Origin of the sequence: Shewanella sp. LC6 (assembly GCF_006385735.2) — a bacterium.
In the GTDB taxonomy this organism is placed as follows: Bacteria; Pseudomonadota; Gammaproteobacteria; order Enterobacterales; family Shewanellaceae; genus Shewanella; species Shewanella xiamenensis.
On record NZ_CP043902.1, the window covers coordinates 4,840,527 to 4,856,684 of the forward strand.

Consider the following 16,158-nt stretch of genomic DNA (forward strand, 5'->3'; position numbering starts at 1 on the left):
CTTAATGGCAATGAATCTACCGCAAACTCTCCTTCGAAGACATCTTTTGCAAGAGAAAACGAACAGGAGAAAAATATGTCGAGCTTAAACCAGATCCCAGAGAACAGCGCCTTAGTGATTATTGATGTGCAGAATGACTACTTTCCCCATGGGGCTTACCCACAATGGCAAGTCGATGAGGCATTAGCGCGCACCTTGCACTCAGTGCAATGTGCCCAGCAACAGGCAATACCGATTATTCTCGTGCAGCATATCGCCGATACTGCTCAGGATGACGCCCCCTTTTTTAACCCACACACTCAAGGAGTTGAAATCCATCCAGCGCTTTTAGCTGAGCTACCCAATGCCCCAATTGTGGTAAAACAATTTGCCGACAGTTTCGATGGCACAGAGCTAGCCAACTTACTCCAAGATATGCAAATCAAGCATTTACTCTTATGCGGTATCATGACTCAAAACTGCGTGACCCATACAGCGCTATCACCCGCGGCACAAGCCTATTCAGTGCAAGTGATTGTCGATGCCTGCACAGCTCCCACGCAAATGGTGCATCAAATTTCGCTAAGCGCCTTGTCCCGCAGAGTGGCATTAATCAATAGCCAAGACTTATAAGACGAGAAAGCAAAAAACCCTCGAAAGAGGGCTTTTTATTTGAATATCAAGCTATTGAAGCGCTAAACCTTATCCTTTTGGATAGGGGTGAGCAACACCTTTGTGGCAGTCCACGCAGGTCTTTCTTGCTTCAGGATCTTTCTTGAAGTTGTTGGTGTGCATTCTCACAGCCATTGGCTTCATTGTTTCAGGTTGATTTTCATAAATACGAGTATGGCAGTGTTGACAGTTAGCAGAGTCATTACCACGGAAGTAAGCTAAAGCTTTGTCAGCTTGCTCTTTGCGGTTTTCGTCTAGCCAAGCTTGAGTGTTAAAGCCATCGATAGTTAAGAAACCGTATAAGTCCTTAGATACGATGATTTTCTTGATCAAGTAATCCACTGGAGCATGTGGTAAGTGGCAGTCTTGACATTGTACGGTCACACCAGCACGGCCACCGCCATGGGCAGAAGCTAACACTTCATTTTTCAATGAGTGGTTGCTATGGCAGCTCATACAGAATGCGTCTTCACTCGTCGCATGTAAGGTTTGTTGGGTTGCAAAGTAGCCCACAACACCAATAACGATACCAACAACCAGTAGCGCTAGGATGGAATATTTCGCGCTGGGTTTAAATAGTGCACGCCAGTTCATCACTCTATCTCCGAAAATATGGTCAAAATTAGTTTTTATAAGACTATTTTATATTTTTTCATTTATTAGAAATTTGATTTCAAGCCTAAAATGCCGATTAATGTAAACTTAAAAGCGCAAAATGAGACTTAGCTCTAACTCTGAATAATACGACTCGCTAAAACCAGCTTAGCAGAGCATTAGGGTACTTCAACTCTCACTAATACATTCATCATTATGCTAAGCGACAAATGATTAAGTACTACCTTAAGAAGCTAAGGCAATGAAATCATTTTTAGAATACAAAAATGTGATCAAGACGACATTTAACCTTTGCTATAAAAGCCTGACGCCTAAAACTAAACTCAAAATGAAACTTTTTATGCAATTTGTTGGTCTTTAAGGATAGGTACATTGGCAACGGTTTTTTTTATGGCTAAGTTTTGGATCACCATAGCACTGTTATTTTCACTTATCGCTCAGTCGGCGATGGTGAATGCTATGCCAACTTCAGCGATGAATGACTTTCACGATATATCCAGCATGCAAATGGTTGATGGCAAAATAAATTGCACTATGCCCGATTGTCCCCCAGACGAATGCATGTTGCATTGCCAAGACTCTCTTACCAACCATTGCAAAACTCATTGCGTTGCACAGCTTTATCTCTCAACATCACAACCACAACTCGCGTTGATGAGTCATGCTAGTAATCGTATTACGAACAAAAGCTGGGCGATTCAAACCGCCGACCTTGGGTTGACCACACCACCACCCAACTCCGATTTGCTATAACCGATCTTAATCATTAAATCGATTCAATCGCTCGTGAAGCTGCCACCACGATTTGGCGCTCACGCGATCACGCAAATTTTGGAGTTTATTATGAAAACGACCTTATTTAGTAAAATTTTCGTTGGCGTTACATTCGTCATCAGTACTATTGCTATCAGCATGACGGCGAGTGCTGCGACCTTGAAAGGCACTGATACACTCAATGTGGTCAGCATTAATGGCCAAGCAACTAAATCCTTTAAACCAGTACAACTACCTGAAGGTAAAGTGCTAATTGAAGTAAAATATCAAGATGTATTCAGTTATCGCGCCGATGATAGTGGCACTTGGGTGAAGTCTGAGCCTCTATTCTTTACCCTGGATGTTGCACCGCAGTCGAATTACCAGATCAGCACTCCAACATTAACTAGCGAGGCTGATGCCAAACGTTTTATCAATAACCCTCGCATACAGCTCAGTGTAGATGGTGCCACATCACTGCCACTCGTCTTGCAAAATCACAGTCAGTTAATGGCAGAGATCTTGCGAAATCAAGTCGCTAGATAATCCAACCTTAGGAGCGATGAGCGGAGGCATTAACTAAAATGTGAGTTAACGCATTGCAGCATAATGCCTCTGTGCTAGAATCCAAGCGTTCATTATCTGGAATTATTATGCATCAAACACTTAGTCGTTATTTATTAGTCATATTCACTTTACTCGCATTGGTCGGGCAAGGTGTTGTGTCTAATGGACACGCTATGGTGATGCGCTCAATGGAAATGGGCGCTATGGTTCATAGCCTTTCCAACCAAGGAATGGATCACGCGGCAATGATGCAAATGAACACCGAGCACCACGCAGACGCCAGTGCAATGGCCAATACAAATTGCTGTAACGATCAAATGCTTCCCGGCGCAAAACAGCATTGTTGTAATGGCACCACGTCCTGTCTTAACGATTGTGGACATTGCTTGACGATCTCAGTTGCTGGTACGCTTTTCAGCCCACATCTTTGGCCAAGTGTGAGTCTGAGTGATACCCCTATGGCCACTCCTATGCCTCATTTCCACTCTATCTCTTTATCGTCGGCCTTCAAGCCACCGATAGCCTAGTCCTAGCCTCATTGTGCCCTTTTTTCAGGGCAAACCAAGCTAACTATTTATTTTGCCGTTTATTGTGGTGCCCTCTTCTCAAGCACCCAGAGTAAAGCTAAAACGTTGACTGTGCACGATGCTACCCATGGCATCAATTTTGAGTATGCACTCAAGAAATAAGCTCAATCACGTTTTTGCACTCATATTCGGCCCTAAAACCCGATGGAGTGAATAATATGAAAACCTTAACTAATCTTGCCTTAGTTGCATTTTTAATGACCAGCACCAGTGTGTTTGCTACAGCAACACCCCATGAGCATCACCACAACAATGCCGCGCCACAGGAACAAGCTGTAGCCTATGTTTGCCCAATGCATCCCGAAGTTACAGGTAACAAAGGCGATACTTGCCCTAAATGTGGCATGAATTTAGAGCCTAAAGCGACGACAGAAAAAATGGCTGACGGTGCAATGCACAAAGATCACGCGCACCACTAAGCTAGGCTGGAGATGAGGCATATGAACCAATTTTACAAAGTACAAAAACCGTGCACTAAGGCTGTGTTGATACTCAGTAGCCTTCTGCTGGGCACTCCTTGGTTAACCCAGGCTCAGCTTGTTGATCCTGCGACTCAATCAGAGGCGGGGCATCAGCATAACAGCAATAGCGCCAATCAAGTCAAAACATATACTTGCCCTATGCACCCTGAAGTAGAAAGCCATGAACCCGGCCGCTGCCCTAAGTGCAATATGTTCCTCGTTGAGAAGGAAGAAACAAGCAATACTGCACAACATGACGAACATCAAGCACATACACAAAATGCCAACGCGGCTCAAGTGTTTGATACTCCAACACCTAAAGCCAATAACTTAGTCAAAAATCAAAATTCTGGCGCAACGATTAAGTATGTGTGCCCAATGCATGCCCACATTATTAGTGATTTTCCAGGCACTTGCCCTATCTGTGGGATGAATTTAGAGAAGGTCGAAACAGGCGGTAATACGCAGGAAATTAACATTAATGTCTCTGGCGGTATGCAACAAGCACTTGCCCTTAAAGTCGCCAACGTTGAGCGCGATACCCTATGGAAGTTTGTCGAAACCGTGGGTCAAATAGACTATGACGAGAGCCAGATCAGCCATATTCATGCCCGCGTTACTGGCTGGGTTGAAAAGCTAATGGTTAAATCCATGGGGGATACCGTCAAAAAGGGGCAGCTACTTTATGAGATCTACTCACCCGATTTAGTCAATGCTCAGGATGATTATCTGCTCGCCTTAGATACAGCGAAAACCTCCGGTAGCCAAAGATACCAAGATCTGGTTCGCAGGGCAGGCTTAAGGCTGTCGTTCTTAGGGTTTAATGAACAACAAATCAAACAATTAGCCAGCTCACGCCAAACCCAATATCGAGTACCGTTTTACGCACAACAGGAAGGTGTTGTCGAAACACTCTCCATCCGTGACGGTATGTATATTGAGCCTTCTACTGAAGTCATGTCATTGGTCGATCTTTCTAAGGTATGGGTCATCGCCGATGTGTTTGAAAATGAACAAAGCTGGATTAGGGTTGGGCAAAAAGCCGAAGTCTCTGTGCCCGCGATGAATATCAACGGTATAGAAGGCACGGTTGACTATATCTATCCCGAGCTAGACCCTGTTACCCGTAGTTTGAGAGTGCGCGTGGTACTGAATAATACCGATGTCTCTTTAAGACCCAAGACACTCGCTAAGGTTTCGCTCTTTGGCGGCCCAAATAAGGATGTACTCGTGATCCCACAGGAAGCGCTCATCCAAACGGGTAAAGAAAACCGCGTAATAGTGAAACAAGCCGATGACAGCTTTATCGCAAAAGCTGTCACTGTAGGCATGATGAGCCAAGGCAAGGCCGAGATAGTCTCGGGCCTAAGCGAAGGTGAACGTGTCGTCACCTCAGGGCAATTCCTGCTCGACTCCGAGGCCAGCCTCAAGGGCAGCCTGATGCGTTTAAGCAGCGGTCATCAGCACTAGGAGCGCATTATGTTGAAATATATTATCGAGTCCTCGATCAGACAAAGACTTATGGTGTTAATTATCGCCATCATGGTTACTGTCTGGGGCGTGCAGGAGTTGCGTAAAACGCCGCTCGATGCCCTGCCGGATTTGTCCGATGTGCAGGTGATCATTAAGACCCCTTATCCAGGGCAAGCACCAAAACTGGTTGAAGAACAAGTGACCTACCCATTATCGACCGCCATGCTAGCCGTACCCGGTGCAAAAACCGTGCGGGGTTTCTCGATGTTTGGTGACTCTTATGTGTATGTGATCTTCGAAGATGGCACCGACATCTATTGGGCGCGTTCACGGGTGTTGGAGTATTTAAGCCAGATCAGCAGTCGCTTACCTCAAGGGGTACAACCCTCACTCGGCCCTGATGCCTCAGGTGTGGGCTGGGTGTTTGAGTACGCGCTGGTCGATCGCTCTGGCAACTTAGATCTCTCGCAACTGAAAAGCCTACAGGATTGGTATCTCAAACTTGAGTTGCAAAGTGTTGCCGGTGTCTCCGAAGTCGCAACCGTCGGCGGTATGGAGCAGACCTATCAGATCGTGCTCGAGCCAGACAATATGGCGATCTATAAACTCGATATCGCCACCGTCAAAGAGGCGATAGAAAGAGCCAATAGCGAAGCTGGTGGTTCAGTGGTCGAAATGGCCGAAGCCGAATATATGGTGCGCGCCAAGGGTTATCGTCAAACATTAGCTGATTTTCGTGAAATCCCATTAGGGATTACTAGCCCTTCCGGAACAGCTTTACTACTCAAAGATGTCGCTACCGTGCGTAAGGGCCCCGCTGCTCGCCGCGGTATTGCCGAGCTTGATGGTGAAGGCGAAGTCGTGGGCGGCATTGTGGTGATGCGGTACGGTGAAAACGCGCTTTCCACTATCGATGCGGTTAAAGCTAAACTGGAAGAGCTAAAAACAGGTCTGCCTGAAGGGGTGGAAATCATTCCAACCTATGACCGCTCTCAATTAATTCAAAAGTCTGTCGACAACCTATTCAGCAAAGTCATTGAAGAAATGTTGGTTGTGGGCTTGGTTTGCCTATTATTTTTACTGCATGCACGCTCAACATTGGTCGCGGTGATTACTTTACCGCTGTCGATTCTTATTGCCTTTATCGTAATGAATAAAATGGGGGTGAATGCCAATATTATGAGTCTTGGTGGCATCGCTATTGCCATCGGTGCTGTAGTGGATGGTGCGATCGTCATGATCGAAAACCTACACAAACATTTAGAGCACTTTAAAACCGAACATCAACGCGAACCGTCGGTTAAAGAACACTGGGAAATTGTTAGCGCAGCTTCTATCGAAGTGGGCCCTGCACTGTTTTTCTCACTGATTATTATCACCTTAAGTTTTGTACCCGTATTTGCGCTAGAAGCGCAGGAAGGACGCTTATTTGCGCCACTGGCTTACACTAAAACCTTTGCCATGGCGGCAGCGGCATTATTATCCATTACGCTAGTGCCAATTCTGATGGGTTACTTTATTCGTGGAAAAATTCCTAGCGAGCGCAGTAATCCCATCAGCCGAGTGCTAATTGCTCTGTATCAACCGTCGTTGAAACTGGTGCTGAAGTTTCCAAAAGTAACCCTACTAATTGCTTTAATAGCACTGGCCAGTGCTTGGTATCCCATGACTCGTATGGGCAGCGAGTTTATGCCTGCGCTCGAAGAAGGCGATTTACTCTATATGCCAACGGCATTGCCAGGCATTAGCGCCAGCAAAGCCGCCGAAGTGCTACAACAGACGGATCGTTTGATTAAAACCGTCCCTGAAGTCGCTCGCGTATTTGGTAAAGTGGGGCGGGCCGAAACGGCGACAGATCCTGCGCCACTCACCATGCTCGAAACCACAATCATGCTAAAACCCCACAACGAATGGCGTGAAGGCATGACCTTAGATGGCATCATTAACCAGTTACAGCAGACGGTAAAAGTGCCTGGCCTCACAAATGCTTGGGTGCAACCAATTAAGACACGTATCGATATGCTATCAACGGGCATTAAAACCCCCGTAGGCATTAAAATTACCGGTGCAGATGTCAATGAGCTGCAAGCCCTAGGCACCAAAATTGAGGCTATCTTAAGCAAGGTCCCACACACTAAATCAGCCTATGCAGAACGGAGCGGTGGTGGACGCTACATCGACATCACGCCAAAACTGGATGTTGCCGCTCGTTATGGTATGTCATTACAAGATATTCAGGATGTAGTGCGTTACGCCATCGGTGGTATGGATATTGGCGAGTCCGTACAAGGTGCTGAGCGTTACCCTATTAACCTGCGCTATCCAAGAGAGCTGCGTGACAATATAGAGAAACTGCGTGAATTACCCGTGATCACTAAATCGGGAAATTACTTACCACTACGCAATTTAGCCGATATCGAAATCACCGATGGTGCACCAATGCTCACCAGCGAAAACGGGCGCTTAATCTCTTGGGTATTTATCGATATTGAGGGCACTTCTATTGGGGAATACATTAACACCGCGAAGCAAGCTTTAAATGCCGAACTCAAAATGCCGCCCCGTTATAGCTACAGCTTTGCGGGCCAGTACGAGTATATGCAACGGGTCGATGCCAAACTAAAGCAAGTCATCCCAATGGCATTAGGAGTCATCTTTATCCTACTGATGATGACCTTTGGCTCTACCATGCAAGCGAGCATGATCATGCTGAGTCTACCCTTTGCCTTAGTCGGCAGCACTTGGCTATTGTATCTACTGGATTACAACATCTCTGTTGCCGTCGCTGTTGGTATGATTGCCCTTGCTGGGGTGGCAGCAGAATTTGGGGTGATTATGTTGGTCTATTTAAATAACGCCATCAAACATCGACAGGAGAAAAACCTTTACCACAGCGTTGAAGACTTAAAAGAAGCCTTGATAGAAGGTGCGGTCATGCGGATACGTCCTAAAGCGATGACAGTTGCCACCATCTTCTTCGGCCTACTCCCCATTATGTGGGGCGCAGGTTCGGGTAACGATGTGATGCAAAAAATCGCCGCCCCAATGGTCGGCGGAATGGTAACAGCACCAATACTGTCGTTGTTTGTACTGCCGGCACTGTATCTTCTCATTTACTCGCGTAAATTAAAGCAAGACGCAGTTCACTGATAGTACAGGCATAAAAAATCCCCCAAACCATAATAGTCTGGGGGATTTTTATTCAACCGCATTTAAAAAGGGTTATTGAACCGTGTTAACAAACACAGGGTTAGAATAGAACCACAGGTCGTTATAGTTACGATCATTAATCTTGTTATACCAAGACTGTACCGATTCACCTTCAGCTTGATTAATCACAGCTGACTTCAAAGGATTACCTCTTTCCGTCAGATTAGCTTGGTTATAATCTAAATTAGTCCCACGCAGACGGAAATATTGATGCCGATCCGCGATAAAACTGTAACTCATACTGTAGTAGCCATCGGCATCTTTATGCCAGTCGGCACGAGTAAAGGTTTTAACGACTAAGGTTGAATCGTTTGTTTCTTTTCTGTAAGCCGCGGTCCCAGGCTCAGCACGCTGACCCACGTTACCCGCAATCAAGTCTATGTGGTTTACACCAGGGTTAATTCCAGCATAAATTTCATTACCTATATCGGACTCTTTATTATTCAACGCCGGACTTTTAAAGCGAATAGTGAGTGTTAACTTATCGCCAGGTTTAGCCACTAAAGTTTGTCCCATGGTGACACTATTCTTATTGCCATTTTCAAGCTTAAAATCCAAGGCATCGATCAAGTCACCAAACACAGAAAAGCTATTGCCCGAGCGTAATCCCTTCAAAAGCGCTGTAGTATCTTTGCCATCGACCCAAGTGTAACTTTTCGCATATTCACCGGGATAATAACTACTAGCGTAGGGAGTACGTGTTTTGAAGTGGATATCCGAGTTACCCATGTTCCAAATTCGACGACCTTCACCCAATAATGCATCCCACCAGCCACCGACCTCAGCAACAACCGGATCGACGCCGCCGTACACTCCACTACTACGCTCACCATAGTCACCACGGTTACCACTGAACTGGCCACCGACAAGACCTTCAACCATAAAGAAAACATTCGGAGCAACATCGTTCAGCTCTCTAACATCTTGAATCGTATAACTGGATAAATAACGACGAGGATGATTTAGCATCCCGTAGCTGCTGTCTGGATAATGAGTCTCTAACCACTTCAAAGCAGCAATAGCATCCTCGTGAGTCTTATTTTGACGGGTATCCCCCGCAGCCGTCCATGCAGCAACATCTTTGGGATCAAAGTTCGTAATATCATTTTTACTACTAAATCTGTACTCAAAGGTCTTAACCGCAGACAGAACTTTGGCTTCATCACCTAAAATACCAATGTTAAAGTGCTCATGGGTTGGCATATCCCACTCAAAACTTGAATAAGCAATCTTGCCCTCATAGTTAGGCATGTTCTTCTTTAAACCGGGAATTTCATACTGAGTTAACGCATCGTAAAACAGTAACCCACCGACGTCGTTATCATCATTATCTTGACTGTTGTTACGCATATGATTTGATAATGAAACATAGTCTAAACCGAAGTCACCAAAGGCCCATTTTAGAATATCAGACTGGGTTTCACGAGCATCCTGCGAAACCGCAGTGTGAACGTGTAAGTCACCTTTTAGCCAACGCCCACTGGGCTCAATGGGTGTAGGATCAGTCTTATCAGAGTCAGAATTACAACCAGATAGCACTACTAGAGACGATAATAAAACAACATTGAGATTTATGACCTTATGCATGAATAACCTCTTTATATTCAAAAGTTTTAGCAATAAAACCCGAATATAAGTCGAATGCATGACACCCTAATGACACTGATGTTTGCGATCCATAAAATAAGCCTCTCAGTTTACAACGCTTATATGTACCATTAACGCAGCGCACCACAGAATTGACTCGACTCACTGCTGTAGAAAGGATGCCATCACATGACTAAGCCATCTTGTTTAATCATCAGCCAAATATGGCCACAAAGACTTTTCCTTAAAAAACGATTACATGTTTTACTCGCTTCGTTCAGTTTATGCTCTGCACTAATCATGTCAGCAGCACCCGCATATGCCGTCCCCGCCACAGGGGAATTTATTGCCAATAAACGCTGTGAGTTGTTTCAGTCTAAAAATAAACAAACCAATCCCGATGATTGGCAGAGCAATATCGGTGAACGTTATCCCGTTACGGAGATTTTAGGAAACAGCGTCAATCCTGACTGGATTCGCGTCCGCACCAATGCCATCAGTTCACCGTTACGCTGGATTAAAGGTGATTGTGGACAATACAATACCAATGTAGCGACGGCAGAGACTTATCAGCCAAACTCAACCAAAGAGCCTGCGCAAACCACTACAGCCTCTGATATCAAAGCCATCAATCGTGAAAGCCTAAAAGAACGAGGTACGCTAGAGAAACGCCAAGGCCATGTGTGTCAAATCGAAGATAATTATGACTCCCATGTGCTCGCCTTAAGTTGGCAAAGCACCTTTTGTGAACTCTATGGCAGTCGTAAAGCAGAATGCCGCGCCTTAAGCCAAACCAGTGATGCGCCTCAATGGCAACACTTTAGCCTGCATGGCCTCTGGCCTAATCGCCAGCAATGTGGCACTCGTTACGGCTTTTGCAGCAGCGTAAAACAACAACCAAGTGATTTTTGCGATTATCCTGAAGTACCACTCAATGCCTCTGTGCAAAAGAATCTGGAAGAAGTGATGCCAAGTGCTCGCTACGGCACCTGTTTAGAACGCCATGAATGGTGGAAGCACGGTACCTGTCGTAATCAAGACCCCAATGACTATTTTTTACTGGCGACTCAGCTGACGCAGGAAGTCAATGCCTCGACATGGGTACAACAATTTATCCATGAAAGAATTGGTAAAAAAGTCACACAACAAGAGTTGAATCAAAGCTTTGATACTAGCTTCGGTAAAGGTGCACACACTAAGATCACGCTTGATTGCGCCAAGGGACTCTTAAGCGAAATCCGGATTAATCTTCCACAAGAGATCAAGCTATCAGACTCAATTCCGAGCCTACTTGCTAAAGCACCGAAGGCGAAAAAGACTAACTGCCCAGACCCACTCTCTATCGACAAACCAAACTAACTTAACCTGAACTTGGGGTAACGAGTGTCGAAAAAATCTAAATTTAACAAACCAAAACAATGCCATAAGCTATTGTTTTTAAAAAACAATTTTTCTGACTGAATGCGCAGATTTTTGTGCATATCAAGGCGCTCTGTCGTATGCCATAGCGAGCTATGGTTAGACAGAGCAACGCAGAGAGGCCCGAAAGATGCCTATTCAGCGGCGCTACTTATTCCTAGCCCAGGTTAACTTATTGGTTTTCATTTTGGGATAGGTGTATTACCGCGAAAGTAGCACCTTGGGCGTCGGCAATCACCGCAAAACGTCCCACATTAGGGATATCGCTTGGCGGCACGCATAGCTGTGCGCCCAGCCCCTGCGCCTTAGCGGCAAAAGCATCACAATCCGCCACCACAAAATAAGGCATCCAATGGGCGGGGATCTCGCCCCATTCCGGCATCATTTTCATCATGCCCCCCATAGACTGACCATCAATTTGCCACTCGGTGTAATCGATGCCGGGCACATGACTGGGGAGCGCGGTCCAAGGAAACACTTGAGTGTAAAAACTGGCTTCGGCGCTAGGTTCACGGCAAGCCAGCTCCACCCAACACAGGGTATTTTCTTCACCTTGGCGACGTGAGCCCGAGTGATTTTTCGCTTGCCACAGGGCAAAGCGCGCGCCTTCGGGATCGCTCACCTGCGCCATCACGCCCGCATCCCCCACCACATGCGGCCCCATGTGCAATTGCCCACCCGCAGCCAGGATGGCGGCAACCGTCGCTTCGATATCCTTAACCGCAAAATAGATCCGCCAATGGCTAGGGATCTGTGGTTCCGACTCAGGGATTTGATACATGGCCCCTAAATCGTCCCCCTCCAGATTGAACAGCGAGAAATGACCATTAGGAATTGCCATTTCCACCGCATTCCAACCAAACAGCGCATGGTAAAAACCCTCTGCACCCTGCCAGTCATGGCTCGCCAATTCAACCCAACAGGCCTGTCCCTGTGCGTACTGAGTAATCCTCATTGCAGACTCCAATCAAACAGATAATGTGTTCGAGTTAAGCTGGAGTTTATGCAACTGTCCAGTTTTGGCGGTAAAAAGATGAATACAAAGAAAAAGCCCTCAATTTGAGGGCTTGATTTGCGAGCGAAATACTTAGGAGAACTGCGGTAATAGATTCGCCATCGCGAGTAGATGACAAGCACCCGTCACAACACCAAACAACACTACAAGGATAATTAACGGCGTGCCACCAAAGACCCTAAAACCTTGATGGTTAGGGAAGAGTTGTCTCGACTTGTAGGCCATCAGCGCTGGCACGATAACAGCCCACACGGTTGCCGCTAAGGCTGCAAATCCAATGGCAACTAAAAAGCCATCGGGAAACAGCAAACCAAATATGGTGGGCGGCACAAAGGTGACAATTGCCGTTTTCATCCGGCCAGAGCGCGTATCGTCGAATCCGAATAAATCGGCCAAATAATCGAATAAACCTAAGGTCACACCGAGGAAAGAAGACGCCACAGCTAAATTAGCAAACAGGGTTAACATGCTGTTTAACCAGCTGCTTTCCATTACCTTTGACAGGGCGCCGACTAACACGCCCATATTGCCACCCTGGGCAATAATCTCACTAAACTGGCTGCGGGGAATATTGCCCATAGTGGCGACTAACCAGCAGGCATAAATGATCAGCGCGATAAAAGTCCCGACAAAAATGGCTTTGAAAATGGTCGATGAATCTTTGCCATAATACTTCACCAAACTCGGCACATTTCCATGGTAACCAAAACTGGCTAGACCAAATGGCAAGGCCGCCCACAGATAAGGCATAAAGCTTTGCTTTCCATCCGGTTCGAGCAACTTAGTCACATCGATTTCGATCAGCAAATTACCAATCGCGAGGAAGAAAGTGATGATCATCCCGCCGAGCATAATGGTCGTAATACGATCCACCGCCTTGGTACTGATCAACACGATACAGGCGAGCACGACAGCAAATACTAATCCGGCGACACTTTGAGGCAGCTCAATCCCCATACCTTGGAGGCTATGGTTAACAATCGAGCCACCGCCACTGATGTAGGCGTAGGTTAAGATGTAGAGCACGAAGGCAATGGACACCCCATTCACGATCCGCCAAAACTGGCCTAAAGTTTCCTTGGTCAGGGTATCGAAACTCGCTCCCGGCTCGAAATGCAGGTTGGTTTCGAGCAGTAACAGTCCCGACATCAACATGCAAAACCAAATACCGAGTAACATCAGTACCGAGTAACCAAACCACATGCCAGCGCCCACGACAGGCAAAGAAAACATCCCCGCCCCGACTGTGGTACCGGCAATAATCATGGCACCACCAAGCAAAGACTTGCCCACCGGCTTATTCTTCGCCGCATTCATATGGTTAGCCATTAAGCGATATGCTCCGCGGTCACGCTGGCGACAATCGTCTGCCTTACAGAGGCTCTGAGTAAGCTATTAGCTTGATCGCGAATGCGCTCAACATCAGATTTATCTTCCTTACCAGAGAAATAACCCAACTCTTTTAGCTTAACACTCAAGGTGTTATAGAGTTTCTTATCGTAAAATTCTGGTGCGGTAATTCCATGCAGCGCCCCTAAACGTTGGGCAAGCAGATGGCTTTCAGACTCGAGATCCGAACGCTCCATCTTAGGTCTGTGGGCCAGCAGATTGAAGATAATGGCATAGCGTTGCAAGGTCTCACTAACGCTGCCAGCCAACAATAACATTTGGCTGGTGTGCTCGGTCACAACCGACAACATATCGCTTTCCTGCACTAGACCTTGCTCAATAAACAGCTCGAGCACTTGATTCACGTAGCTTGGGAGATCTTTGATCCCCATAAACAACTCCGCCTTCAATAACGGATAAAAGTCGTTCACTATCCCAAGGATTTGCGCTCTTGAAATCTGTTTATTATTGATTAAACAGCTGGCAATTAATGACGGAATAATAAATAAGTGAATGATATTATTGCGATAGTATGTCATTGACGTCGCTTGTTTTTCATCAATTGACACTATCTCACCCAAAGGATCGGCGTTGATGGAGAACTTGTTCAGCTCTAATCCTTGTTGTACTAAGTGCTTGCCATCACCTTCGGCAACCGACGTAAACGACGTGTAAGGCACACGCTTAAGCAGGGTCAGGTATAAATCTAACTGACGCTCGAGCAAACAACGCTCTAAGGCATTTTGCTCCGACGCCAACAACACTAAACTGGTCAAGGTAATAGAGCTGGCGGCAGCGGCGTCGTTAATCCGCGTCATCACCCGATTTGCTAACACGTTCACCGCTGGGGTTAACCAAGTCGGTTTTTGCTCAGGATCATCAGCCACTTCACTGCGCCAGTTTGGTGCCGTTTCATTCAAGAAATTTTGCAATGTAATCGGCTCACCAAAGTTGACATAACCTTGGCCAAAATTACCTAATTTACGAATAGCACCAAAGACTTGCCATACAGATTCTTTCTGTTTTTTCTTACCGCTTAGCTCTTTGTGATAGGTCGCCACTTCCATCACGTGATCGTAGCCTAAATACACAGGCACTAAGGTGACTGGGCGTTCGATACCACGCAACACACTGTTGATCGTCATAGCGATCATGCCCGTTTTCGGCGCCAATAGACGACCGGTACGAGAACGGCCACCTTCAGAGAAATACTCAACCGAATATCCCTTAGCAAACAGCTGATCGAGGTATTCACGGAACACGGCCGTATAGAGTTTGTTGCCGTTAAAACTACGGCGAATAAAGAAAGCCCCGCCACGGCGGAACAGCGGCCCCGCAGGCCAGAAGTTTAGGTTGATACCCGCAGCAATATGCGGTGGCACCATACCTTGGTAATACAGAATGTAAGATAACAGCAGGTAATCCATATGGCTGCGATGGCAGGGCACATACACAATCTCATGACCATCGTGGTGTAACTGCCGAATATGCTCGGCACCTTTGATGTTAATACCGCTGTAGAGCTTGTTCCATAACCACGTTAAAAAGCGCTCGGCAATACGTACGAGACTATCGGAATAATTCGCCGCAATTTCATCAAGATATTCAATTGCCGTTTCACGCGCTTGGGTTTCAGAAATCTTCTTGCTCGCGGCTTCTTCCTGAATCGCCTTGCGTAAGGATTCAGATTTCAGCAAGGAATGGAATAACGCCTGACGATTAGGCAACACAGGCCCCGTCATCACCTTACGTTGGCGGCGGAAATGTACTCTCGCTACTCGAGCCAATTTATGGGCAATGCCCATATCGGTACCATGTTCGTCGGCCATGTAACGCAGCGATACCGCATTAGAAAATTGCACAAAGTTATGACGACCTAAGAATAAGATCATCAAACACTTGCGTAACCAAGTAGGGTTCTCGCGCTCAAGCACTGCCGCCTTCATGGTGTCGTCTTCTTTACCCGGAGTACGACCCCAATACAGACTCACAGGCACCAGCTGGATATCTAACTCTGGCTTTTCCTTATGGACGGCCAACAAACGCATAAAACATTCGAGGAATGGCTCATTACTGGCGCGTTCACCAAATAAAGGCTTACGACCTTCAAGGCATACCACCCGTGGCGCCACAACGCCATTCACCACCAGCGGCTCGTAAGGGCTTGGCAAACCAAGTTTCGTGGTGATCTCGCTTAACGCAGCAATATCACTCAGGGATTCTGTTTTCATTACATAAGCAAGCGGTCTGGAGGCATCCAGATTCAGATCGGCAAAGGGATCCTGTGGCACAACAATAGTGTGCACTAAGTGCTTTTGGATCCAACGTAATGATTTCAACCAAAGAGAGTCTTGTTTAGGCATTATTCTTATGCAATGTAAGTACGTTCATTAGCCCCATAGAATACCAGATTCTAGAGAATATACCCAAA

At 46.3% G+C, this 16,158-nt stretch carries 13 protein-coding genes; 8 read left to right on the forward strand and 5 right to left on the reverse strand.

The window, feature by feature from the left end:
* The first annotated feature begins 75 nt into the window (after positions 1–75).
* A complete protein-coding gene (locus FJD32_RS21605) occupies positions 76–612 on the forward strand; it encodes a cysteine hydrolase family protein (protein WP_140906951.1) in 537 nt (178 codons plus the stop codon).
* A gap of 69 nt (positions 613–681) precedes the next feature.
* Here the strand turns inward: FJD32_RS21605 and cymA are convergent, their stop codons facing one another.
* On the reverse strand, positions 682–1,245 hold the full coding sequence (gene cymA, locus FJD32_RS21610) for a NapC/NirT family cytochrome c CymA (protein ID WP_037423641.1): 564 nt from the start codon (positions 1,243–1,245) through the stop codon (positions 682–684).
* Positions 1,246–1,656: 411 nt separating this feature from the next.
* Between cymA and FJD32_RS21615 the strand changes: the two genes are divergently transcribed.
* From FJD32_RS21615 to FJD32_RS21640, 6 genes are all read left to right on the forward strand, one after another.
* Positions 1,657–2,019: a hypothetical protein gene (locus FJD32_RS21615; protein ID WP_047537921.1), complete on the forward strand. Its 363-nt coding sequence runs from the start codon at positions 1,657–1,659 to the stop codon at positions 2,017–2,019.
* Between the two features lie 90 nt (positions 2,020–2,109).
* Positions 2,110–2,565, forward strand: coding sequence for a DUF2057 family protein (locus FJD32_RS21620; RefSeq protein ID WP_140906952.1), 456 nt, complete (start codon positions 2,110–2,112; stop codon positions 2,563–2,565).
* A 107-nt stretch (positions 2,566–2,672) separates the two neighbouring features.
* Positions 2,673–3,113, forward strand: coding sequence for a hypothetical protein (locus tag FJD32_RS21625; RefSeq protein WP_047537915.1), 441 nt, complete (start codon positions 2,673–2,675; stop codon positions 3,111–3,113).
* 218 nt (positions 3,114–3,331) lie between these two features.
* Positions 3,332–3,592 (forward strand): heavy metal-binding domain-containing protein, encoded by a 261-nt coding sequence (locus tag FJD32_RS21630; protein ID WP_047537912.1) that lies wholly within the window; start codon positions 3,332–3,334, stop codon positions 3,590–3,592.
* 21 nt (positions 3,593–3,613) lie between these two features.
* Positions 3,614–5,104: an efflux RND transporter periplasmic adaptor subunit gene (locus FJD32_RS21635; RefSeq protein WP_140906953.1), complete on the forward strand. Its 1,491-nt coding sequence runs from the start codon at positions 3,614–3,616 to the stop codon at positions 5,102–5,104.
* Between the two features lie 9 nt (positions 5,105–5,113).
* Positions 5,114–8,257 (forward strand): CusA/CzcA family heavy metal efflux RND transporter, encoded by a 3,144-nt coding sequence (locus FJD32_RS21640; RefSeq protein ID WP_140906954.1) that lies wholly within the window; start codon positions 5,114–5,116, stop codon positions 8,255–8,257.
* A gap of 72 nt (positions 8,258–8,329) precedes the next feature.
* Here the strand turns inward: FJD32_RS21640 and FJD32_RS21645 are convergent, their stop codons facing one another.
* The gene (locus FJD32_RS21645; RefSeq protein WP_055647314.1) at positions 8,330–9,904 is read right to left on the reverse strand and encodes a hypothetical protein; all 1,575 of its coding nucleotides are present in this window, start codon (positions 9,902–9,904) and stop codon (positions 8,330–8,332) included.
* 189 nt (positions 9,905–10,093) lie between these two features.
* Between FJD32_RS21645 and FJD32_RS21650 the strand changes: the two genes are divergently transcribed.
* Positions 10,094–11,263, forward strand: a complete 1,170-nt coding sequence (locus tag FJD32_RS21650) for a ribonuclease T2 (protein WP_140906955.1) — start codon at positions 10,094–10,096, stop codon at positions 11,261–11,263.
* Positions 11,264–11,495: 232 nt separating this feature from the next.
* On the opposite strand, the gene FJD32_RS21655 is transcribed toward FJD32_RS21650, so the two are convergent.
* From FJD32_RS21655 to plsB, 3 genes are all read right to left on the reverse strand, one after another.
* Entirely contained in the window at positions 11,496–12,278 is a 783-nt protein-coding gene (locus tag FJD32_RS21655) for a VOC family protein (protein ID WP_140906956.1), read from the reverse strand.
* A gap of 132 nt (positions 12,279–12,410) precedes the next feature.
* Positions 12,411–13,667, reverse strand: a complete 1,257-nt coding sequence (mtr, locus tag FJD32_RS21660) for a tryptophan permease (RefSeq protein WP_140906957.1) — start codon at positions 13,665–13,667, stop codon at positions 12,411–12,413.
* Positions 13,667–16,090, reverse strand: coding sequence for a glycerol-3-phosphate 1-O-acyltransferase PlsB (gene plsB, locus FJD32_RS21665; protein WP_037423683.1), 2,424 nt, complete (start codon positions 16,088–16,090; stop codon positions 13,667–13,669). Before plsB ends, mtr begins: the two co-directional genes overlap by 1 nt.
* Between the last annotated feature and the right edge of the window lie 68 nt (positions 16,091–16,158).

Bases quoted from the DNA above. Each gene is read 5' to 3' on its own strand.
- FJD32_RS21650 (WP_140906955.1), top strand. From the start codon at position 10,094: ATGACTAAGCCATCTTGTTTAATCATCAGCCAAATATGGCCACAAAGA.
- mtr (WP_140906957.1), bottom strand. From the start codon at position 13,667: ATGGCTAACCATATGAATGCGGCGAAGAATAAGCCGGTGGGCAAGTCT.
- cymA (WP_037423641.1), bottom strand. From the start codon at position 1,245: ATGAACTGGCGTGCACTATTTAAACCCAGCGCGAAATATTCCATCCTA.
- FJD32_RS21615 (WP_047537921.1), top strand. From the start codon at position 1,657: ATGGCTAAGTTTTGGATCACCATAGCACTGTTATTTTCACTTATCGCT.
- FJD32_RS21620 (WP_140906952.1), top strand. From the start codon at position 2,110: ATGAAAACGACCTTATTTAGTAAAATTTTCGTTGGCGTTACATTCGTC.
- FJD32_RS21605 (WP_140906951.1), top strand. From the start codon at position 76: ATGTCGAGCTTAAACCAGATCCCAGAGAACAGCGCCTTAGTGATTATT.
- FJD32_RS21655 (WP_140906956.1), bottom strand. From the start codon at position 12,278: ATGAGGATTACTCAGTACGCACAGGGACAGGCCTGTTGGGTTGAATTG.
- FJD32_RS21625 (WP_047537915.1), top strand. From the start codon at position 2,673: ATGCATCAAACACTTAGTCGTTATTTATTAGTCATATTCACTTTACTC.
- FJD32_RS21635 (WP_140906953.1), top strand. From the start codon at position 3,614: ATGAACCAATTTTACAAAGTACAAAAACCGTGCACTAAGGCTGTGTTG.
- plsB (WP_037423683.1), bottom strand. From the start codon at position 16,090: ATGCCTAAACAAGACTCTCTTTGGTTGAAATCATTACGTTGGATCCAA.
- FJD32_RS21640 (WP_140906954.1), top strand. From the start codon at position 5,114: ATGTTGAAATATATTATCGAGTCCTCGATCAGACAAAGACTTATGGTG.
- FJD32_RS21630 (WP_047537912.1), top strand. From the start codon at position 3,332: ATGAAAACCTTAACTAATCTTGCCTTAGTTGCATTTTTAATGACCAGC.
- FJD32_RS21645 (WP_055647314.1), bottom strand. From the start codon at position 9,904: ATGCATAAGGTCATAAATCTCAATGTTGTTTTATTATCGTCTCTAGTA.